This window comes from Thiemannella venezuelensis (assembly GCF_014203605.1).
GTDB lineage: Bacteria > Actinomycetota > Actinomycetes > Streptosporangiales > Streptosporangiaceae > Planomonospora_A > Planomonospora_A venezuelensis.
Map to the genome: position 1 here is coordinate 419,750 of NZ_JACHJJ010000001.1, position 18,035 is coordinate 437,784.

The following is an 18,035-nucleotide window of genomic DNA, read 5'->3' on the forward strand; positions in this document are numbered from 1 at the left end:
AGATCGTATGAGCGCGATCGTTGTCGGCCTGAGCCACCGGACGGCCCCGGTGGCCCTGCTGGAGCGGGTGTCCGTCTCCGGCGACGCGCTGGTCAAGCTGCTCCACGACGTCCAGCAGACCGGCTGCGTCGCGGAGACCATGGTCGTCTCGACCTGCAACCGGGTCGAGGTCTACGCGGTCGTGGACCGGTTCCACGCGGTGGTGAACGAGGTCTCCGCGCTGCTCAGCGTGCACTCGGGCGTCCCCGTGGAGCAGTTGGCGCCGCACCTCTACGTGCACTACGAGGACCGCGCCGTCGAGCACCTGTTCTCGGTCGGCGCCGGACTCGACTCCATGGTCGTGGGCGAGGGGCAGATCCTCGGCCAGATCCGCCAGGCGCTCAGGCTCGCCCAGGAGCAGGGCACGCTGGGCACGACGCTCAACGAGCTGGTCCAGCAGGCGCTGCGGGTGGGCAAGCGCGCCCACGCGGAGACGGGCATCGACCGCGCGGGCGCGTCCCTCGTCGGGGTGGGCCTGGCCCTCGCCGAGCGCGCCCTCGGGCCGATCGGGGGCCGGCGGGCCCTGGTGGTGGGCGCGGGCTCGATGAGCGCGCTGTCGGCCGCGACCCTGCAGCGGGCGGGCGTCACCGACATCGTGGTGGTCAACCGGACCCACGAGCGCGCCGTACGGCTGGCGCAGACGGTCGGCGGCCGGGCCGCGCGCTTCGACGACCTGGCCGCGGAGCTGGCCGGGGCCGACCTGGTCATCTCCTGCACCGGCGCCACCGACGTGGTCATCACGGCGGACATGATCGCGCGCGGTGACGCGGCGGCCGGGCCCGGGGAGCTGTTCCTGCTCGACCTCGCCCTGCCCCGGGACGTGGACCCCGCGGTACGGCGGCTGCCCGGCGTCACGCTCGTGGACCTGGAGTCCATGCAGGAGGGCGGCGCCGACGCGGGCACCGACGACGGCGGCCGGGCCGAGGCGGTGACCGCGGTGCGCGGGCTCGTCGCCGGGGAGGTCGCGGCCTACCTCTCGGCCGAGCGGGCCGCGCGGGTGACGCCGACCGTGGTCGCGCTGCGGAGCAAGGCGGCCGACGTGGTGGAGGCGGAGCTCGGCCGGCTCGTCGGGCGGGTCCCCGAGATCGAGGGGCGGATCCGCGACGAGGTCGCCCAGACCGTCAGGCGGGTGGTCGACAAGCTTCTCCACGAGCCGACCGTGCGTGTCAAACAGCTCGCGGAATCCCCGGCGGGCGATCATTATGCGGAAGCGCTGCGGGAACTGTTCAATTTGAACCCGAAGGTGCCCGACGCGGTCCGACGCGCCGGGACGATCGACATGGAGGTGGACCGGTGACGGGGCCCCTGCGGATGGGAACGCGCCGGAGCCTCATGGCGACGACGCAGTCGGGGCTGGTCGCGGCCCGCCTGACCGAGCTGACCGGCCGGGCCGTGGAGCTCGTCGGCGTCACGACCTTCGGGGACGTGACCAAGGCCGCTCTCACGCAGCTCGGCGGGACCGGGGTCTTCGTCAGCGCGCTGCGCGACAAGCTGATCGAGGGCGAGGTCGACTTCGCGGTGCACTCGCTGAAGGACCTGCCCACCACGCCCGACCCGCGCGTGGTCATCGCCGCGATCCCGCCGCGCGACGACCACCGGGACGCCCTGGTCGCCGGCGCGAAGCTGGCCGATCTGCCGTCCGGCGCGAGGATCGGCACGGGATCTCCGCGCAGGATCGCCCAGCTCCGCATGCTCCGTCCCGACATCGAGTGCGTCCCGATCCGCGGCAACGGCGAGACCCGGATCGGTAAGGTGACCTCCGGCGAGCTGCACGGCGTGGTCCTGGCCGCGGCCGGGCTCCGGAGGCTCGGCCGGGAGGCCGAGATCGCCCAGTTCCTGGAGGTCGAGGAGATGCTCCCGGCCCCCGGGCAGGGCGCGCTGGCCGTGGAGGTCAGGGCCGACCGGGCCGACCTGCTGGAGCTGCTGGGCGTGCTCGACGACCCCGACACCCGCACCGCCGTCACCGCCGAGCGCACGGTGCTCAACGCCCTGGAGGCGGGTTGCGCCGCTCCGGTGGGTGCGTACGCGGCCGTCGACGGGCAAGATCTGAACCTGACCGCGACCGTCGTCGCCATCGACGGCGGGCGCGCGGTCCGCAAGTCCACCGCCGGGACCTCTTCGGCGGCCGTGGATCTCGGCCGCGACCTCGCGGCCGAGATGATCGCCGAAGGGGCAGGCACGTTGATAGGGGAGCAAGCGCATTGAGCTCCGGAAGTACCACCTTCGAGCGCCCCGCCGGGTTCGTCGCCTTCGTCGGCGCGGGACCCGGTGACGAGGGTCTGCTCACGCTGCGCGGGGCCGACCTGCTGGCGAAGGCCGACGCCGTCGTGCTCGACCAGGAGGCGTACGGCCCTCTGCTGCGGCACTGCCGGGAGGACGTCGAGGTCGTCGACGCGGCCGAGGAGGGCGCGGTCTCGCTGAAGGCCGTCACCGCGGCCAAGGCGGGGCGCGGCGTCGTACGGCTGTGCGCGGGCGACCCGATGTTCTTCTCCTCGATCACCGAGGAGGTCGCGTCCTGCGTCAAGGCGGAGGTGGACTTCGAGATCGTGCCGGGCATTCCCCCGGCGACGGCGGTGCTCGCCTACGCGGGCATCCCCGCGGCGGTCTCGGTGCCCGAGTTCAGGGTCGTGGACGCGACGATGGTCGACGACTGGAGCGCGCACGCGGCCGGGGCGGGCACCCTGGTGATCTACAACGGGGTCGCCGAGGCGGTGGCGATCGGCAAGGCGCTCGTCGCCGCGGGCCGCCCGGACTCCACACCGGTCGCGATCAGCAGCTCGGGCACCACGACGGAGCAGTACACCGTGGTGACCACGCTCGGCCGGATGGCGCCCGACCTCAAGCACGCCGGGATGACCGAGCCCGCCCTGATCGTGGTCGGCGAGGCCGTCGGCATGCGCGACCGGCTCTCGTGGTTCGAGACCAAGCCGCTGTTCGGCTGGCGGGTGCTGGTGCCCAGGACCAAGGAGCAGTCCGCGGGCCTGGTCGAGCAGCTGCGCTCCTACGGCGCGGTGCCCGAGGAGGTCCCGACGATCTCCGTCGAGCCGCCCAGGACTCCGCAGCAGATGGACCGGGCGATCAAGGGGCTGGTCACCGGGCGCTACGAGTGGGTGGCGTTCACCAGCGCCAACGCGGTCAAGGCGGTCCGCGAGAAGTTCGAGGAGTACGGCCTGGACGCCCGCGCCTTCGCCGGGCTGAAGGTCGCCGCCGTGGGCGAGGCCACCGCGCGCGCCCTGGTGGAGTTCGGTGTGAAGCCGGACCTGATGCCCTCGGGGGAGCAGTCCTCGGAGGGCCTGCTGGCCGAGTGGCCGCCGTACGACTCTATGCTCGACCCGATCAACCGGGTCCTGCTGCCGCGCGCCGACATCGCCACCGAGGCGCTCGTCGCGGGACTGACCGAGCTCGGCTGGGAGTGCGACGACGTCACCGCCTACCGGACCGTGCGCGCGGCCCCGCCGCCCGCCCCGATCCGGGAGGCGATCAAGAGCGGCGGCTTCGACGCGGTCCTGTTCACCTCCTCCAGCACGGTCCGCAACCTGGTGGGGATCGCCGGCAAGCCGCACAACGTCACGGTCATCGCCGCGATCGGCCCGCAGACCGCCAAGACGGCCGAGGAGTTCGGCCTGCGCGTCGACGTCATGGCCGACAAGGCGTCGGCTTCGGCCCTCGCGGCCGCGCTGGCCGAGTATGGTGCCAAGCAGCGGCAGGCCGCGCTGGCGGCCGGCGACGTTCCGCGCAGGCCCTCCCAGAACCGGCGGGGGGCCCGCCGCCGCGCCAAGTGACCGCCGCGCCGTACGGACGCCGAGCCGAGCGGCGTCACGCCGCCTGACCCCAGGGGAGAGACCGTCATGACCGCCCAGTTCCCCGCCGCGCGTCCGCGCAGGCTCCGCCGTACCGCGCCGATGCGCCGGATGGCGGCAGGGACCCGGCTGCACCCGGCGGAGCTGGTGCTGCCGGTGTTCGTCAAGGAGGGCCTCACCGAGCCGAACCCGATCGGTTCGATGCCCGGCGTCTTCCAGCACACCCGCGACTCGCTGCGCAAGGCCGCCCACGAGGCGGCCGAGGCGGGGGTCGGCGGGCTGATCCTGTTCGGCGTCCCGGCGGTGAAGGACGCCCGCGGCTCGGCCGCCGACGACCCGGCCGGGATCGTCCAGCAGGCGGTCGCGGACCTGGTCTCCGACGTCGGCGACACGCTGGTCGTGATGACCGACACCTGCCTGGACGAGTTCACCGACCACGGCCACTGCGGCATCCTCACGCCCCGGGGCGAGGTCGACAACGACGCCACCCTGGAGCGCTACGCCGCCGCGGCGGTGGCCCAGGCGCGGGCGGGATCGCAGGTCATCGCACCGAGCGGGATGATGGACGGCCAGGTCGCGGCCATCCGCGCCGCGCTGGACGCCGACGGCTTCGAGCAGATCCCGATCCTGGCCTACTCGGCGAAGTACGCCTCGGCGCTCTACGGCCCGTTCCGCGACGCCGCCGAGTGCGCGCCGCAGTTCGGCGACCGCAGCGCCTACCAGCAGGACCCCGCCGGGCCGGTCGGCGAGGCGCTGCGCGAGGTCCGGCTGGACCTCGACGAGGGCGCCGACGCGGTGATGGTCAAGCCCGCCATGTTCTACCTCGACATCCTGCGCCAGGTGCGCGACCTGGTGGACGTGCCGGTGGCGGCCTACCAGGTCAGCGGTGAGTACGCCATGGTCGAGGCCGCCGCGGCGAACGGCTGGATCGACCGGGACCGGGCGATCACGGAGTCGCTGGTCGCGATCCGCCGCGCCGGCGCGGACATGATCCTCACCTACTGGGCGACCGAGGCGGCCCGCAGGCTGCGCTGACGGCGACGCTGCGCGTCGCGGCTCGGGGGCTGGTGACCGGCGCCCCCGAGCAGGTCATGGACCGGGGTGAGATGCTTCGCACATGCCCAGAACTGGGGGTTTGCCACCTGTCGGTGGGAAGCGTGCGTTAGAGTTCAGAGACCGGTGCGGATGTGTCCCAGGTGGCGTAGACCTCTGAGTGTCTCCCTTTGTCAGCTAAAAGGCGGATATGTCACCGCATCCGGGTATGACGCGGGGAACGCGCACGACGGAGGACGCAATGGTCGGGGTACCACTGGCTCGTCGCACCAGACGACGGGCTCATCCGAAACAGCAGATGATCACGTCCGTGCTGGAGTACGCCTCGCTCGGCTGGGCGAGCTGCCTGGGCGCGCGGCCGCTCAGGAACGGTCCGCGGGCCTGCTCCTGCGACCGCGTCGGCTGTCCCGACACGGGCAACCACCCGCTCTCGCGCGCCTGGCAGATGCAGGCCACCACCGACCCCGCACTGCTCACCCACTGGTGGCAGAGCGAGCCCGAGGCGAACGTGATCCTGCCCACGGGACGGGTCTTCGACGTCTTCGACGTACCGGTGGCGGCGGGGCTCACCGCCCTCGCCGCCATGGACTCCGCCGGAACCGCCTCGGGCCCGGTCGCCGCGAACGGCGACCGGGTCCTGTTCTATGTGGCGACCCGCAACGCCTCCGAGGATGAGGACGAGTGGTGGTCCTGCCCCCTCGACTACGGGCCCGCGACCATCGAGGAGATGCCCGGCCTGCGCTGGCACTGCCGCGACAGCTTCGTCCTCGCCCCGCCGTCGATCCTGCCGACCGGTCAGCCCGCCTCCTGGCTCCGCGCTCCGGACGGCCGCCCGCTGCCCGACCCGCTCCGCGTCCTCGACCGGCTCGCCGACGCCTGCGAGTAGTCCCCGGCGCGCGGCGCCGTCCGGGCCGTCACCGCGAGCCCGCGACGGCGACCCGGCCCACCGGCCCTTAATCTGGGACGGTGAGCCGTACTGAGAACTCCGAGGACCTGTTCGCCCGCGCCCGCGAGATCGTCCCGGGAGGCGTCAACTCCCCGGTCCGCGCCTTCGGCGCCGTCGGCGGCACCCCCCGCTTCATGGCCTCCGGCCAGGGGCCGTACATCACGGACGTCGACGGCAACCGCTACGTCGACCTGGTCTGCTCGTGGGGGCCCATGATCCTCGGGCACCGGCACCCGGCCGTGGTCGAGGCCCTGCAGGAGGCGCTGTCCCACGGCACCTCGTTCGGCACGGCCACGCCCGGCGAGGTCGAGCTCGCCGAGGAGATCGTCGCCCGCATGGCGCCGGTGGAGAAGGTCCGCCTGGTCAGCTCCGGGACCGAGGCCACCATGTCCGCGGTGCGGCTGGCCCGCGGCTTCACCGGCCGGACCAAGGTCGTCAAGTTCGCCGGCTGCTACCACGGCCACGTGGACGCCCTGCTCGCCTCCGCCGGGTCCGGCCTGGTCACCTTCGGCCTGCCCGACACCCCCGGCGTGACCGGCGCCTCGGCCGCCGACACCGTGGTCCTGCCGTACAACTCCGTCGAGGCCGTGACCGAGGCGTTCGCCGCGTTCGGCGGTGAGATCGCGTGCGTGATCACCGAGGCGTGCCCGGCCAACATGGGCGTCGTCCCGCCGCTGGAGGGGTTCAACGCCAGGCTCCGCGAGCTGTGCACCGCGCACGGCGCGCTGCTGATCGTCGACGAGGTGCTGACCGGCTTCCGGGTCTCGCGCTCCGGGTGGTACGGCCTCGACCCGGTCGACGCCGACCTGATGACCTTCGGCAAGGTCATGGGCGGCGGCCTGCCCGCCGCCGCGTTCGGCGGCCGGGCCGACGTGATGGCCCAGCTCGCCCCCGAGGGGCCGGTCTACCAGGCCGGCACCCTGTCCGGCAACCCGCTGGCCTGCGCCGCCGGCCTGGCCACGCTGCGCGCCTGCGACGACGAGGTCTACGACCGGGTGGACGCCTCCGCCCTGGTCATCGGCCGCGCCGCCGCCGACGCGCTGGCCGCCGCCGGGGTGCCGCACCGCCTGCAGCGCGCGGGCAGCCTGTTCTCCGTCTTCTTCACCGAGGACCGGGTCACCGACTTCACCGCGGCGCAGACCCAGAACACCGCCGCCTACCGGGCCTTCTTCCACGCCATGCTGGAGCAGGGCGTCTACCTGCCCCCGTCGGCCTACGAGGCGTGGTTCCTGTCGGCCGCCCACGACGACGAGGCCCTGTCCCGCATCGCCGAGGCCCTCCCCGTCGCCGCCAAGGCCGCCGCCCAGGCGCTCTAGCGGGGCAGCCCGTCCAGGTCGACGTCGATCGGGAAGGGGACCGGGACGGTCAGCCGGCCGTGGTGGATGCCGGTGAGGCCGTACGCGCGGGTGGCCGGGTCGAGCTCGTAGACGTAGACGACGGGCTTGCCGCCGTTGTTCTCGACCCGCCACAGGTGGGCGATCCCGGCCTCGGCGTAGCGGGCCGGCTTGGTCTTGCGGTCGCGGTCCTCCGACTCGGGGGAGACCACCTCGACGACGAGGTGCACCTCGTCGGGGGTGTAGCAGGTGCGCTCGTCGTCGTCGGCCGCCGCCGCGTCGACCACCAGCACGTCGGGGCAGGGCCGCATTCGGTGGCCGAGTTTGACGTCCATCTGGTCCACTGCGGACATCTGCTCGGGGGCCAGGTCGCCGAGGACCGCGGTGAGGCCGCGGATCATGCGCTGGTGGAAACGCTTCTGGGGGGACATGAAGACGAGGACTCCATCGATCAACTCGACGTGCTTGAAGAAGTCGGGCTCGCCGTTCGGTCCCTCTGGCGGGAGCCGGTCGAGGTCGTCGGCGGTCCATCCCCACGGCGGCGGGGAGGGCCAGTACTCAAGCGCGCTGCTCACGTCGGTCACCGTAGCATCGTCTCCGTCACCGTGTGTGTCCATTCAAACCGCTTCCGTCGCCCTCTCCATATTGTCCCTCGCCCCATCATGAGGGGAAGCGGTACGGCGCGGGCGGGTGCCGGCGTACAGCACGCCGGAGAGGATCAGGACGGCGGCGGCCAGCTTGACCGCCGAGACCGGCTCGCCGGTGGCCAGGGCGGCGGAGGACATGCCGAAGACCGGGACGAGCAGGCTGTACGGCGCGACCACCGAGGCGTCGTAGCGCTTGAGCAGGAAACCCCACACGCCGAAGCCGCCGAGGGTGGAGACCAGCGCCACGTAGAGCACCGACAGGCCGCCCTCGACGGAGAACTCCAGCCGGGGCACGCCCTCGACCAGCAGGGACAGGGCCGCCATGGGCACCGCGGCGACCGCGCTCAGCCAGACCATGAACCGGAAGGAGTCGGGCGGGGCGGCCTTCCTGACCGCGATGTTCCCGGCCCCCCAGGCGAAGGCCGCCCCGACGACCAGGAGGAACGCGCCGACCGGCCCGCCGCCGCCCAGTTCGGCCGCGATCAGCGCCAGCCCGGCGAACGCCACCGCCATCCCGGTCACCCGGCGGGCGGTGATCCGCTCCCTCAGCAGGACGGCCGCGAGGACCACGGTGAAGACGGCCTGGACCTGGACGACGAGTGAGGTGAGCCCGGCGGGCATCCCGGCGCGCATCCCCAGGAGCAGCAGGCCGTACTGGGCGACGCCGAGGGTGGCTCCGGCGGCGAGGACCCTGCGCCAGGGCACTGCCGGTCCTCCCGTGAACAGCAGGGCGGGGAAGGCCGCGACGCCGAACCGGAGCGCGACGTAGAGCAGCGGCGGGAAGTGCCTGAGGCCGACTTCCATGACGACGAAGTTGAACCCCCAGACGGCGGCGAGGCCGACGGCGAGCAGGACGTGGCGGGTGCGCATCCCTCCAGCGTGGGTTTCCCGAAGATTCAGCACAAGCGAGAATTTCTTCAGTCAAGCGTTTAGAATCACTACATGTTGGATCTCAACCGCCTGAAGGCCCTGCACGCCGTGGCCGTCTACGGGTCGGTGGGCGCGGCGGCCGACGCGCTCATGGTGACCCCGTCCGCGGTCTCGCAGCAGCTCGCCAAGCTGGAGCGGGAGACCGGCGCGACCCTGCTGGAGCGCAACGGCCGCGGGGTCCGGCTGACCGACGCGGCCGGGCTCCTGGCCGACCACGCCGAGCGCATTCTCGCCCTGGTCGAGACCGCCGAGGCCGACTTCGAGGCGTTGCGCGGCGAGGTCGTGGGGCGGCTGAGCATCGGCGCGTTCCCCACGGCCGCCCGGGGGCTGCTCCCGCAGGCGCTCCGGCTGCTGCAGGAGCGCCACCCCGACCTGGGGCTCCGGCTCCACGAGCGGGAGCCCGAGCGGCAGCTCCGCGAGGTCTCCCGGGGCGAGCTCGACCTGGCGGTGATCCAGGACTGGATGAACCGGCCGATGGCCGTCCCCGACGGGCTGTCCCGCGCGGTGCTCTTCGACGACCTCGCCGACGTGGTCCTGCCCGCCGGGCACCCGCTGGCGGACCGCGCCGAGATCGAGCTGTCCGAGCTGTCCGGGGACCGCTGGATCAGCGGCTCGCCCGGCACGGTCTGCCACGACTGGCTGGTCTACACCCTGCGCGCGGCCGAACTGGAGCCGGAGATCACCTGCATGGCCGACGAGTACCCGACCCAGCTCGCCCTCGTCGCCGCCGGGCAGGGCTGCGCGATCGTCCCCCGCCTGGGCCGCGGAGCCTTCCCCGAGGGGGTCCGCGCCGTCGCGCTCCTGCCCCGGCCGACCCGGAGGATCTACGCGGTCTGGCGGAGCGACGCGGCCCGCCGCCCGGCGATCCGCGCCGCCGTCGACGCGCTCAGGGCGGCCTCGGCGGACCTGCCCTCCCCGGCGGAGACCGGCTGAGACGGCGGTCCGGCCACCGGTGTCTGGGGCCGCTACCAGTGGGTAGGCTGTCGGCACCATGGCTGAGACCACCGTCGTTCATCTCCTGCGCCACGGCGAGGTGCACAACCCCGCCAACGTCCTGTACGGCAGGCTGCCGGACTACCACCTGTCGGAGAACGGCAGGCTGATGGCGGAGACCGTCGCCAAGGCGATCGCCGGCCGCGACGTCGTCGCCCTGTTCTCCTCCCCGCTGGAACGCGCCCGGGAGACCGCCGCCCCGCTCGCCGCCGCCTTCGGCCTGGAGGTCGGGCTCGACGAGCGGCTCATCGAGGCCGCCAACGTCTTCGAGGGCATCCGCGTGGGCAACGGCGACGGGGTCTTCCGCAACCCGCGCTACTACCGCCACCTGTGGAACCCGCTCCGCCCCTCCTGGGGCGAGCCGTACGCCGAGGTGATCGCGCGGATGCGCGGCGCGATCCTCGCCGCCCGCGCCGCGGCGCGCGGCCACGAGGCGGTGCTGGTCAGCCACCAGCTCCCCATCTGGATCATCCGGCTCGCCGCGGAGGGCAGGCGCCTGGCGCACGACCCCCGCCGCCGGCAGTGCGGGCTGGCCAGTCTCACCAGCTTCACCTTCGAGGGAGACCGCCTGGCCGGTGTGGGGTACGGCGAGCCGGCGGCCGCGCTCGTCAAGCGCCCCACTGTGCCGGGCGCGTGACCCCGCCGGTAGAGTGGCTGCTCTACCGGTTGTAGTATAGGGAGATCCTTCCGCCGATGCGCGCCAAACCGCTCGCCGCCGCCGCGCTGCTCGCCACCGCCGTCGCCACGGCCGGTTGCGCCGGGAGCCAGGCGTCGCAGCCGCAGGCGGGGGACACCCGCTTCGTGGCCGGGGACGGGAAGATCACCCTCTTCGCGGCCGCCGACCGCAAGACCGCCCCCGCGGTCGAGGGGACGACCCTCACCGAGGGCACCGCCTCGCTCGCCGCGCACAAGGGCAAGGTCGTGGTGCTCAACTTCTGGGCCTCCTGGTGCGCGCCCTGCCGGGCCGAGGCCCCGGTGCTCAAGGACATCGCCGCCAAGACCAGGGCCGACGGCGTGGAGTTCCTCGGCGTCGACTTCAAGGACGACAAGGCCAGGGCGCTCGCCTTCGAGAAGAACCAGCAGCCCGGCTACCCGAGCATCTTCGACCAGCCGGGCAGGGTCGCCCTCGCCTTCCAGGGCACGGTCCCCCCTGCGGCCATCCCCTCGACCCTGATCATCGACCGCCAGGGCCGCATCGCCGCCCGGGCCCTCGGCGCGGTCAGGTACACCGACCTGCTCGACGCGGTCACCAGGATCAGCGATGAGAAGTAGGACGGAACCGTCCCCGCGGCGCCGGGCGGGGACGCGGCGGCCGGAGCCCCCGCGGTGAACGCCGACCTGGCGGGCACGGTGGCGAGCGGCTCCCTCGCCCTCGCGCTGCCGATCGCGGTCGCCGCCGGGCTGGTCTCCTTCCTGTCGCCGTGCGTGCTGCCGCTGGTCCCCGGATACCTGTCCTACGTCACCGGGATGAGCGCCGACCCGCGTCGGGGCCGCATGACGCTGGGCATGGTGCTGTTCGTCCTCGGCTTCGCCGCGGTGTTCGTGGCGACCGGGGCCCTGTTCGGCGGGCTCGGCTCGGCCCTGCTCGGCAACGCCGACGTCATCACCCGGGTGCTCGGCGCGCTGACGATCCTGCTCGGGCTGGCCTTCATGGGCTTCGTGCCCGGCCTGCAGCGCGACGTCCGCATCCACCGCCTCCCGGCGGCGGGACTGGCCGGGGCGCCGCTGCTCGGGGTGGTGTTCGGCCTCGGCTGGACCCCGTGCATCGGGCCGACGCTCGCGGTGGTGCTCACCCTCGGCCTCAACGAGGGCAGCGCCGGGCGCGGCGCGGTCCTCGCCTTCGCCTACGCGCTCGGCCTCGGCCTGCCGTTCGTGGTCGCCGGACTGGCCTACCGCCGGGCACTGCACACGTTCAAGGCGCTCCGCCGCCACTCGCAGCTGATCACCCGGGTGGGCGGGGCCATGCTGGTCGCCGTCGGCCTGCTGCTCGTCACGGGTCTCTGGACGGACCTCGTCGTGACGATGCAGGGGTGGATCGGCGGATTCCAGCCGGTGATCTGATGACTGCCACCGATACCGAGACGAAGACGGCCGGACCCCGGCCCGCGAAGCTGGGCGCCGTGGGCTGGGCGCGCTGGTTCTGGCGCACGCTCACCTCGATGCGGACCGCGCTGATCCTGCTCTTCCTGTTCGCCCTCGCCTCGGTCCCGGGATCGGTCTGGCCGCAGCGCGGCGTCTCCGACGGCAAGGTCGCCCAGTACTACGCCGACAGCCCCGAGCTCGCCGAGTGGCTGGACCGGTTCTGGCTGTTCGACGTCTTCAAGGCGCCCTGGTTCGCCGCGATCTACCTGCTGCTGTTCGTCTCGCTGATCGGCTGCGTGCTCCCGCGCACCGCGGCCCACCTGCGCGAGCTGCGCAGGAGGCCGCCCGCCGCGCCGCGCAACCTCTCCCGGCTGCCCCAGCACGCCGTACTCGACGCGGACCTGACCGTCGAGGAGGCGGCCGGGCGGCTGCGGAGGCTGCGCTTCCGGGTCGACACCGGGCCGGACTGGGTCGCCGCCGAGAAGGGCTACCTGAAGGAGACGGGCAACCTGCTGTTCCACGTCGCGCTGGTCGGGGTGCTGGTCGCGGTCGGGATCGGCGCGCTGTACGGCTACCGCGGAAACGTGCTCGTCGTGGAGGGCGACGGCTTCGCCAACACCGTCGCCGCCTACGACCGCTACACGCCCGGCCGGCAGGTGAGCGCCGAGTCGCTGGAGCCGTTCTCGTTCACGCTGAAGGACTTCCAGGCCACCTACATCGCCCAGGGCGAGAAGCGCGGCCAGGCGCTCGACTACGCGGCGACGCTCGCGGTGCACGACAGCCCGGAGGCCCCCGAGCGGACGTACGCGCTCAAGGTCAACGAGCCGCTCGACGTGAACGGCACCCTGACCTACCTGATCGACCACGGCTACGCCCCCACCCTGAGGATCACCGACGGCAGCGGCCAGGTCGCCTTCGAGGGCGCGGTGCCGTGCCTGGTCGTGCAGCCGGCCACCTTCGCCTCCGAGTGCGTCATCAAGATCCCGGACGCCCGGCCGGAGCAGCTCGGCATCCTGGCCGCGTTCCTGCCCACCACCGTCCCGCTCCAGGGCGGGGAGTGGACCTCGGTCTTCCCCGGCGCCGCCAACCCGACCGTCCAGGTGTACGGCGCCTTCGCCGGCGACCTGGGCATGCGCAACGGCGTCCCGCAGTCGGTCTACGAGATCCCCGCCGAGGTCCTGAAGAAGCTGAGGCCGCTGACGATGAAGGCCGAGCCGCTGGCCGTGGGCGAGAAGCTCGACCTGCCGGGCGGGGCCGGCTCGATCGAGTTCACCGGCGTCAAGGAGTGGATCGCCCTGCAGATCTCCCACGACCCCGGGCGCCTGCCCGCGCTGATCGCCGCAGGGCTGGCCACCGTGGCCGTGGTGTTCTCCCTGACCGTCCGCCGTCGCCGGGTGTGGGTGCGGATCGGGGACGGCGGAGCGGAGGCGGGCGGTCTCACCCGCACCGAAGGCGGCGACTTCGGCGAGGAGTTCGCCGAGATCGTCGCCGCCCTGAATCACGGCTCGAACCCTGGAGTGAAGGATGCCCGCTGAGGTCGATCCCGGTCTCGCCGCGCTGAGCGACCAGCTCATCCTGGTGACGGTGGTCCTCTACGCCATCGCGATGATCGGTTACGCGCTGGACCTCGCCTTCGGCCGGACCCGGTCCGGATCCCCGGCGAAGGCGGCGGCCGAGCCCGCGCTCGCCGCGGTCGGCGCCGGCACGGCGGCCTCCGCGGAGGCCGGTGCGGCCGCGGCTCCCGGCGGGAGCGGATCCGGCACGCCCGCGGAGGCCGCCGGGGACGGCGGCGCGGAGAAGGCCCCGCCCTCCTGGGTGATGCGGGCCGGAACGGCCGCGACCGTGCTGGCCTGGCTGGGCTTCGCGGTGAACCTGGGCTCCGTCCTCACCCGGGGCCTGGCGACCGGCCGGTGGCCCTGGGGCAACATGTACGAGTTCGTGGTGGCGATGTGCCTGGCGGCCATGGGCGCGTTCCTGCTGATGCAGCTGCGCTACCCGGTCCGGTTCCTGGGCGCCTTCGTCTCGGCCGCCGCGGGGCTCGGGATCGGCTACGCCGTGCACTCCCTGCACGTGGCGGCCGGGCCCGCGATGGTCGCGCTGAACTCCTACTGGATCGCGATCCACGTCTCGGCGGCCATCATCGCCAGCGGCCTGTTCATCGTCGCGGGGGCCTGCGGCGTCATCTACCTGATCAGGCACGACGCCGCAGACCACCTGCCGACCCGGCAGGAACTGGAGCGGGTCGCGCACCGGGCCATCGTGATCGGCTTCCCGATCTGGACCTTCGCCGTGATCGCCGGTGCGCTCTGGGCCGACAAGGCGTGGGGCCGCTACTGGGGCTGGGACCCCAAGGAGATCTGGGCGTTCATCACCTGGATCGTCTACGCCGGCTACCTGCACGCCCGCGCCACCGCCGGCTGGAAGGGCAGGGCGGCGACGGCCGTGCAGCTCGTCGCCTTCGCCAGCCTGCTGTTCAACCTCATCGGCGTGAACATCTTCTTCGAGGGCCTGCACTCCTACGCCGAGCTCCCCGACTAACCCGGACCTCCCCTCCCGCCGGGGAGAATCCGGCGAACCACTCCGCCGATCGGCTCGTCAAACCCTCCGGTGAACGGAGGGCGGATGAGCACGGGGCTGATCGACGGGGATCCGCAGCGGCTGGGCGGCTACTGGCTGGCGGGGCGGCTGGGCGCGGGCGGCCAGGGGGTGGTCTACGAGGCGTACGACCCCGGGGGCACCCGGGTGGCGATCAAGGTGCTGCACGGGGACGCCGGCACCGACGCCGAGCTGCGCCAGAGGTTCGGCCGCGAGGCGACCGCCGCGCGGAAGGTCGCCTCGTTCTGCACGGCGGCCGTGCTCGACGTCGACCTGGGCGGCTCCCGGCCGTACATCGTCTCCGAGTACGTGGAGGGCCCCAGCCTGCGCAGGGCCGTGAGCGAGGGGCGCCGGTTCGGCGGCGGCGACCTGCACCGGCTGGCGACGGCGATCGCCACGGCGCTGACGGCGATCCACGACGCGGAGGTGATCCACCGCGACCTGAAGCCGGACAACGTGCTGCTCGGCCCGGACGGCCCGCGGGTGATCGACTTCGGGGTGGCCAGGACGGCGGACATGTCGCTCACCGCGACCGGGATGGTGGCCGGCACCCCGACCTACATGGCCCCCGAGGTGTTCACGGGGAAGCGGGCGGGACCGGCGGCCGACGTGTTCGCCTGGGGCGGGATCATGGTCTTCGCCGCGACGGGGACGGACCCGTTCCAGGCCGAGACGCTGGGCGCGGTGATGCACCGGGTGCTCTCGACCGAGCCGCCGCTGGACGCGCTGCCCGAGGCGCTGCGCCCGCTGGTCGCCGCCGCGCTCGCCAAGGACCCGCACGCCAGGCCGTCGGCCAGGGAGCTTCTCCTCGCGCTGACCAGCCAGGACGGCAGGCTCGACACCGCCCGCCTGCTCGCGGTGGGCAGCGGCGTCGGCGCCGGGATCCAGGCGGACGCGGCCGATCCCGCGCTGGGCACCCTCGCCGAGGACTGCTACGCCGCTCTGGGACCGGCCGAGCGGGACCTGGCCCCCGAGGTGTTCCTCCGGCTGGTGGCGGTGACCGACGACGGCCGGCAGGTCCCCCGGCGGGCGCAGTGGGCCGAACTCCTCGACGGGCGGGGGGAGGAGCAGGCGGACGCCGTCCGGCGGCTGCTGGAGACCTTCGCCTACCTGGTCTCCCGGAGCGACCGGGAGGTGTGGCTCTCGCGGCCGGCGCTCCCGCTGGCCTGGCCCCGGCTGCGCCAGTGGGTGCGGGCCAACTGGGACGGCCTGGTGGCGCACCGGGAGATCCTCGCCGCGGCGTGGCGCTGGCACGAGCAGGGCCGCCGGGACGGCGACCTGTTCCAGGGCGGCAGCCTGGAGACGGCGATGACCTGGGCGGCCGCCGGACGCCGCAATATCACGCTCAGCGCGGTCGAGCGCGACTTCCTGGAGGCCGGGGCCGCCCTCGCCCGGCGCCGCGCCCGCCGCGACCGCCTGGTCCTGTCGGCGCTGGCGGTCCTGCTGGTGGCGGCCCTGGTGGCGGGGGTGATCGCCGTACGGCAGAGCAGGATGGCCGACGAGCGCGCCGTCACCATCGCGGCCCAGCGCGATGAGGCCCTGGCCCGCCAACTGGCGGCCGCGGCCGAGTCGCTGCGGGCGTCGGACCCGGTGCGGGCGATGCTGCTGAGCGTAGCCGCCTGGCGGCTGGATCCGGACGTGGTCGAGGCCCGCGCGGCCCTGACCGGCTCGCTCTCCCGCCGGGAGACCGCCGTCTTCCGGGACCCGGCCACCTCGGCGCGGACGGTGCGGGCGCTCAGCCGCGACGGGCGCGTCCTCGCCAGCGCGAGCGAGGGCCGGGTCCGCCTCTGGGACGTGCGGACCGGCAGGCAGATCACGAGCTTCTCCGGAGTGGACGACGACCTGCGCCAGATCGTGCTCAGCCCGAGCGGCCGGCTGCTGGTCACGGTGGGCAGGGAGGAGATCCGGAGCTGGGAGGTGGCGACCGGCAGGCCGTACGGCCCGGTGCGGGCCTACCCCGGCCAGGCGGACCTCGACCTCGGTGTCTCCTTCGGCCACTCCGAGGACCGGGTCGCCGTCTACGGCGGCCAGGGGCTGTCGGGCGTCCTGCACATCGGGACCGGTGAGGCCCGGGAGACGTCGGCGTCCGTCCTCGGGGGGTACGCCGACATCTCCCCCGACGGGCGCCACCTCGTCACCGGCGGTTTCCAGAGCAGGCCGGTGCTCGTCGACCTCGGCACGCTGCGAACCACCCCGCTGGGCGCCGGCTGCCGGTGCTCCTCGCCGGTCGCCTACAGCCCGGACGGCCGGACCGTCGCGCTCGGCAAGGGCGAGCGGGTGGAGCTGTACGACGCGGCCACCGGAGCGATGACGGCCCACCTTCCCGGCAGGGGGGACGAAGGGCCCCTGCAGTTCAGCGCCGACGGGCGGTTCCTGACGGCGGTGGACGCGACCGGTGCCGTCAAGATCTGGCGGCTGGAGGACCGGCGGCTGCTGCTGACGCACAAGACCGGCGCGCAGGAGCTGCCCTCGACGGCGTTCGACCCGGACGGGCGAACGCTGCGCTATCTCGCCGAGGACGGCGTCACGGCCCTGGACCTCTCCCCGGTGACCGGCTCCGGCGTCCCGGGGCGGGAAATCCCCGAGGACGCGGTGCTGAGCCCCGACTGGCGCCTGGCCGCCGTCAAGGAGTACGGCGAGAGCCGGGTCCGGCTCCTGGACGTACGCGAGCGCACCCCCGTCGCCACCCTGGAGCTGGGAGCGGGCACGGCGGACGAGTACGCCACGATGGTCTTCAGCGGCGACGGCAGGCGCCTGGCGGTCAACGCCGGGACGACGGGTGAGATCACCGTCTGGGACACCGCGACCTTCCGGCGGGTCGCCGTCCTGTCCGCGGGGGAGGAGCTCGTCGTGGGGGAGGTGGCGGTGGACGCCACCGGGACCACGGTGGCCGCCCACATCAGCGGGTTCCTCGACGAGCCGGCGCGCGGCGAGATCCGGCTGTGGGAGCTGCCCGCCGGCCGGCAGCGCTGGGTCCGGAGGGAGGCGGACTCCGACGACATGGTGTTCACCCCGGACGGCCGGGCCCTGGCGGTCACCTTCGGCGACCGGAGGCTGCTGGACGTCTCGACCGGCAGGCCGTTCGGCGCGCCGTACGGTCCGCCGATCAGCACGAGCAGGATCGCGCTCACCTTCGACCGGACGGGTTCACGTTTCGCCGTCGTCGACTCCGCGGGGCGCCTGTCGGTGTGGGAGGCCGGGAGCAGGGAACGGGTGGGGCCGGTGATCCGGGTCCGCGCCGAGGAGGACGGGGAGCTGTCGGTCGCCTTCTCCCCCGCGGGGGACGTGATCGCGGTGATGTCCGGCCCCCGGACGGTGGGGCTCTGGCACATCGCCACCGGCAGACGGCTGGGCGGGGCGCTCGCCGTGGGGAGCGGGGAACTGGTCGGCATGGCCTTCACGGCGGACGGCTCCCGGCTCGTCACCCTGGACCGCGACGGCACCAGGATCGGGTACCCGGTCGATCCGGAGCAGACGGCCGCGGCGGTCTGCTCGCGGGCCGGGCGGACGCTGACGTCCGAGGAGTGGCGGGCGCACCTTCCCGGCCTGCCCTACCGGGACGTGTGCGCGGTCCGGCGCTGAGCCCGAAGCGCACCGGAGGCGGGCCCGGCGACAG

General features: G+C 73.7%; 15 protein-coding genes. 13 read left to right on the plus strand and 2 right to left on the minus strand.

What is annotated here, in order from left to right; all coding sequences use genetic code 11:
- Positions 1–7 precede the first annotated feature (7 nt).
- From FHS22_RS02150 to hemL, 6 genes are all read left to right on the plus strand, one after another.
- Positions 8–1,336 (plus strand): glutamyl-tRNA reductase, encoded by a 1,329-nt coding sequence (locus FHS22_RS02150; RefSeq protein ID WP_184937827.1) that lies wholly within the window; start codon positions 8–10, stop codon positions 1,334–1,336.
- A gap of 35 nt (positions 1,337–1,371) precedes the next feature.
- On the plus strand, positions 1,372–2,244 hold the full coding sequence (gene hemC / locus FHS22_RS02155; RefSeq protein ID WP_377295960.1) for a hydroxymethylbilane synthase: 873 nt from the start codon (positions 1,372–1,374) through the stop codon (positions 2,242–2,244).
- Complete coding sequence (locus FHS22_RS02160) at positions 2,241–3,821, plus strand: bifunctional uroporphyrinogen-III C-methyltransferase/uroporphyrinogen-III synthase (protein ID WP_184937829.1); 1,581 nt, start codon at positions 2,241–2,243, stop codon at positions 3,819–3,821. Before hemC ends, FHS22_RS02160 begins: the two co-directional genes overlap by 4 nt.
- A gap of 66 nt (positions 3,822–3,887) precedes the next feature.
- On the plus strand, positions 3,888–4,874 hold the full coding sequence (gene hemB, locus FHS22_RS02165) for a porphobilinogen synthase (protein WP_184937831.1): 987 nt from the start codon (positions 3,888–3,890) through the stop codon (positions 4,872–4,874).
- A 259-nt stretch (positions 4,875–5,133) separates the two neighbouring features.
- Positions 5,134–5,778, plus strand: coding sequence for a bifunctional DNA primase/polymerase (locus FHS22_RS02170; RefSeq protein ID WP_184937833.1), 645 nt, complete (start codon positions 5,134–5,136; stop codon positions 5,776–5,778).
- A gap of 80 nt (positions 5,779–5,858) precedes the next feature.
- Positions 5,859–7,154: a glutamate-1-semialdehyde 2,1-aminomutase gene (gene hemL, locus FHS22_RS02175; RefSeq protein WP_184937835.1), complete on the plus strand. Its 1,296-nt coding sequence runs from the start codon at positions 5,859–5,861 to the stop codon at positions 7,152–7,154.
- Here hemL and FHS22_RS02180 read toward each other — a convergent pair.
- Both FHS22_RS02180 and FHS22_RS02185 read right to left on the minus strand, forming a co-directional pair.
- Positions 7,151–7,747: a Uma2 family endonuclease gene (locus tag FHS22_RS02180; protein ID WP_338047556.1), complete on the minus strand. Its 597-nt coding sequence runs from the start codon at positions 7,745–7,747 to the stop codon at positions 7,151–7,153. The genes hemL and FHS22_RS02180 overlap by 4 nt on opposite strands.
- 42 nt (positions 7,748–7,789) lie before the next feature.
- Positions 7,790–8,689, minus strand: coding sequence for an EamA family transporter (locus FHS22_RS02185; protein WP_184937837.1), 900 nt, complete (start codon positions 8,687–8,689; stop codon positions 7,790–7,792).
- A 72-nt stretch (positions 8,690–8,761) separates the two neighbouring features.
- On the opposite strand from FHS22_RS02185, the gene FHS22_RS02190 reads away from it, so the two are divergent.
- The 7 genes from FHS22_RS02190 (at position 8,762) to FHS22_RS02220 (ending at position 18,001) form a co-directional block, all read left to right on the plus strand.
- Positions 8,762–9,682 carry a LysR family transcriptional regulator gene (locus FHS22_RS02190; protein WP_184937838.1) on the plus strand — a complete coding sequence of 307 codons (921 nt, stop codon included), beginning with the start codon at positions 8,762–8,764 and terminating at the stop codon, positions 9,680–9,682.
- Positions 9,683–9,740: 58 nt separating this feature from the next.
- Positions 9,741–10,379, plus strand: coding sequence for a histidine phosphatase family protein (locus tag FHS22_RS02195; RefSeq protein WP_184937839.1), 639 nt, complete (start codon positions 9,741–9,743; stop codon positions 10,377–10,379).
- A gap of 56 nt (positions 10,380–10,435) precedes the next feature.
- A complete protein-coding gene (locus tag FHS22_RS02200) occupies positions 10,436–11,014 on the plus strand; it encodes a TlpA family protein disulfide reductase (RefSeq protein ID WP_184937840.1) in 579 nt (192 codons plus the stop codon).
- Between the two features lie 54 nt (positions 11,015–11,068).
- The gene (locus FHS22_RS02205; RefSeq protein WP_184937841.1) at positions 11,069–11,803 is read left to right on the plus strand and encodes a cytochrome c biogenesis CcdA family protein; all 735 of its coding nucleotides are present in this window, start codon (positions 11,069–11,071) and stop codon (positions 11,801–11,803) included.
- Entirely contained in the window at positions 11,803–13,359 is a 1,557-nt protein-coding gene (gene resB, locus FHS22_RS02210) for a cytochrome c biogenesis protein ResB (protein ID WP_184937842.1), read from the plus strand. Before FHS22_RS02205 ends, resB begins: the two co-directional genes overlap by 1 nt.
- Positions 13,349–14,362, plus strand: coding sequence for a c-type cytochrome biogenesis protein CcsB (ccsB, locus tag FHS22_RS02215; protein WP_184937844.1), 1,014 nt, complete (start codon positions 13,349–13,351; stop codon positions 14,360–14,362). Before resB ends, ccsB begins: the two co-directional genes overlap by 11 nt.
- An 84-nt stretch (positions 14,363–14,446) precedes the next feature.
- A complete protein-coding gene (locus FHS22_RS02220) occupies positions 14,447–18,001 on the plus strand; it encodes a WD40 repeat domain-containing serine/threonine protein kinase (RefSeq protein ID WP_184937846.1) in 3,555 nt (1,184 codons plus the stop codon).
- The last annotated feature ends 34 nt before the right edge of the window (positions 18,002–18,035 follow it).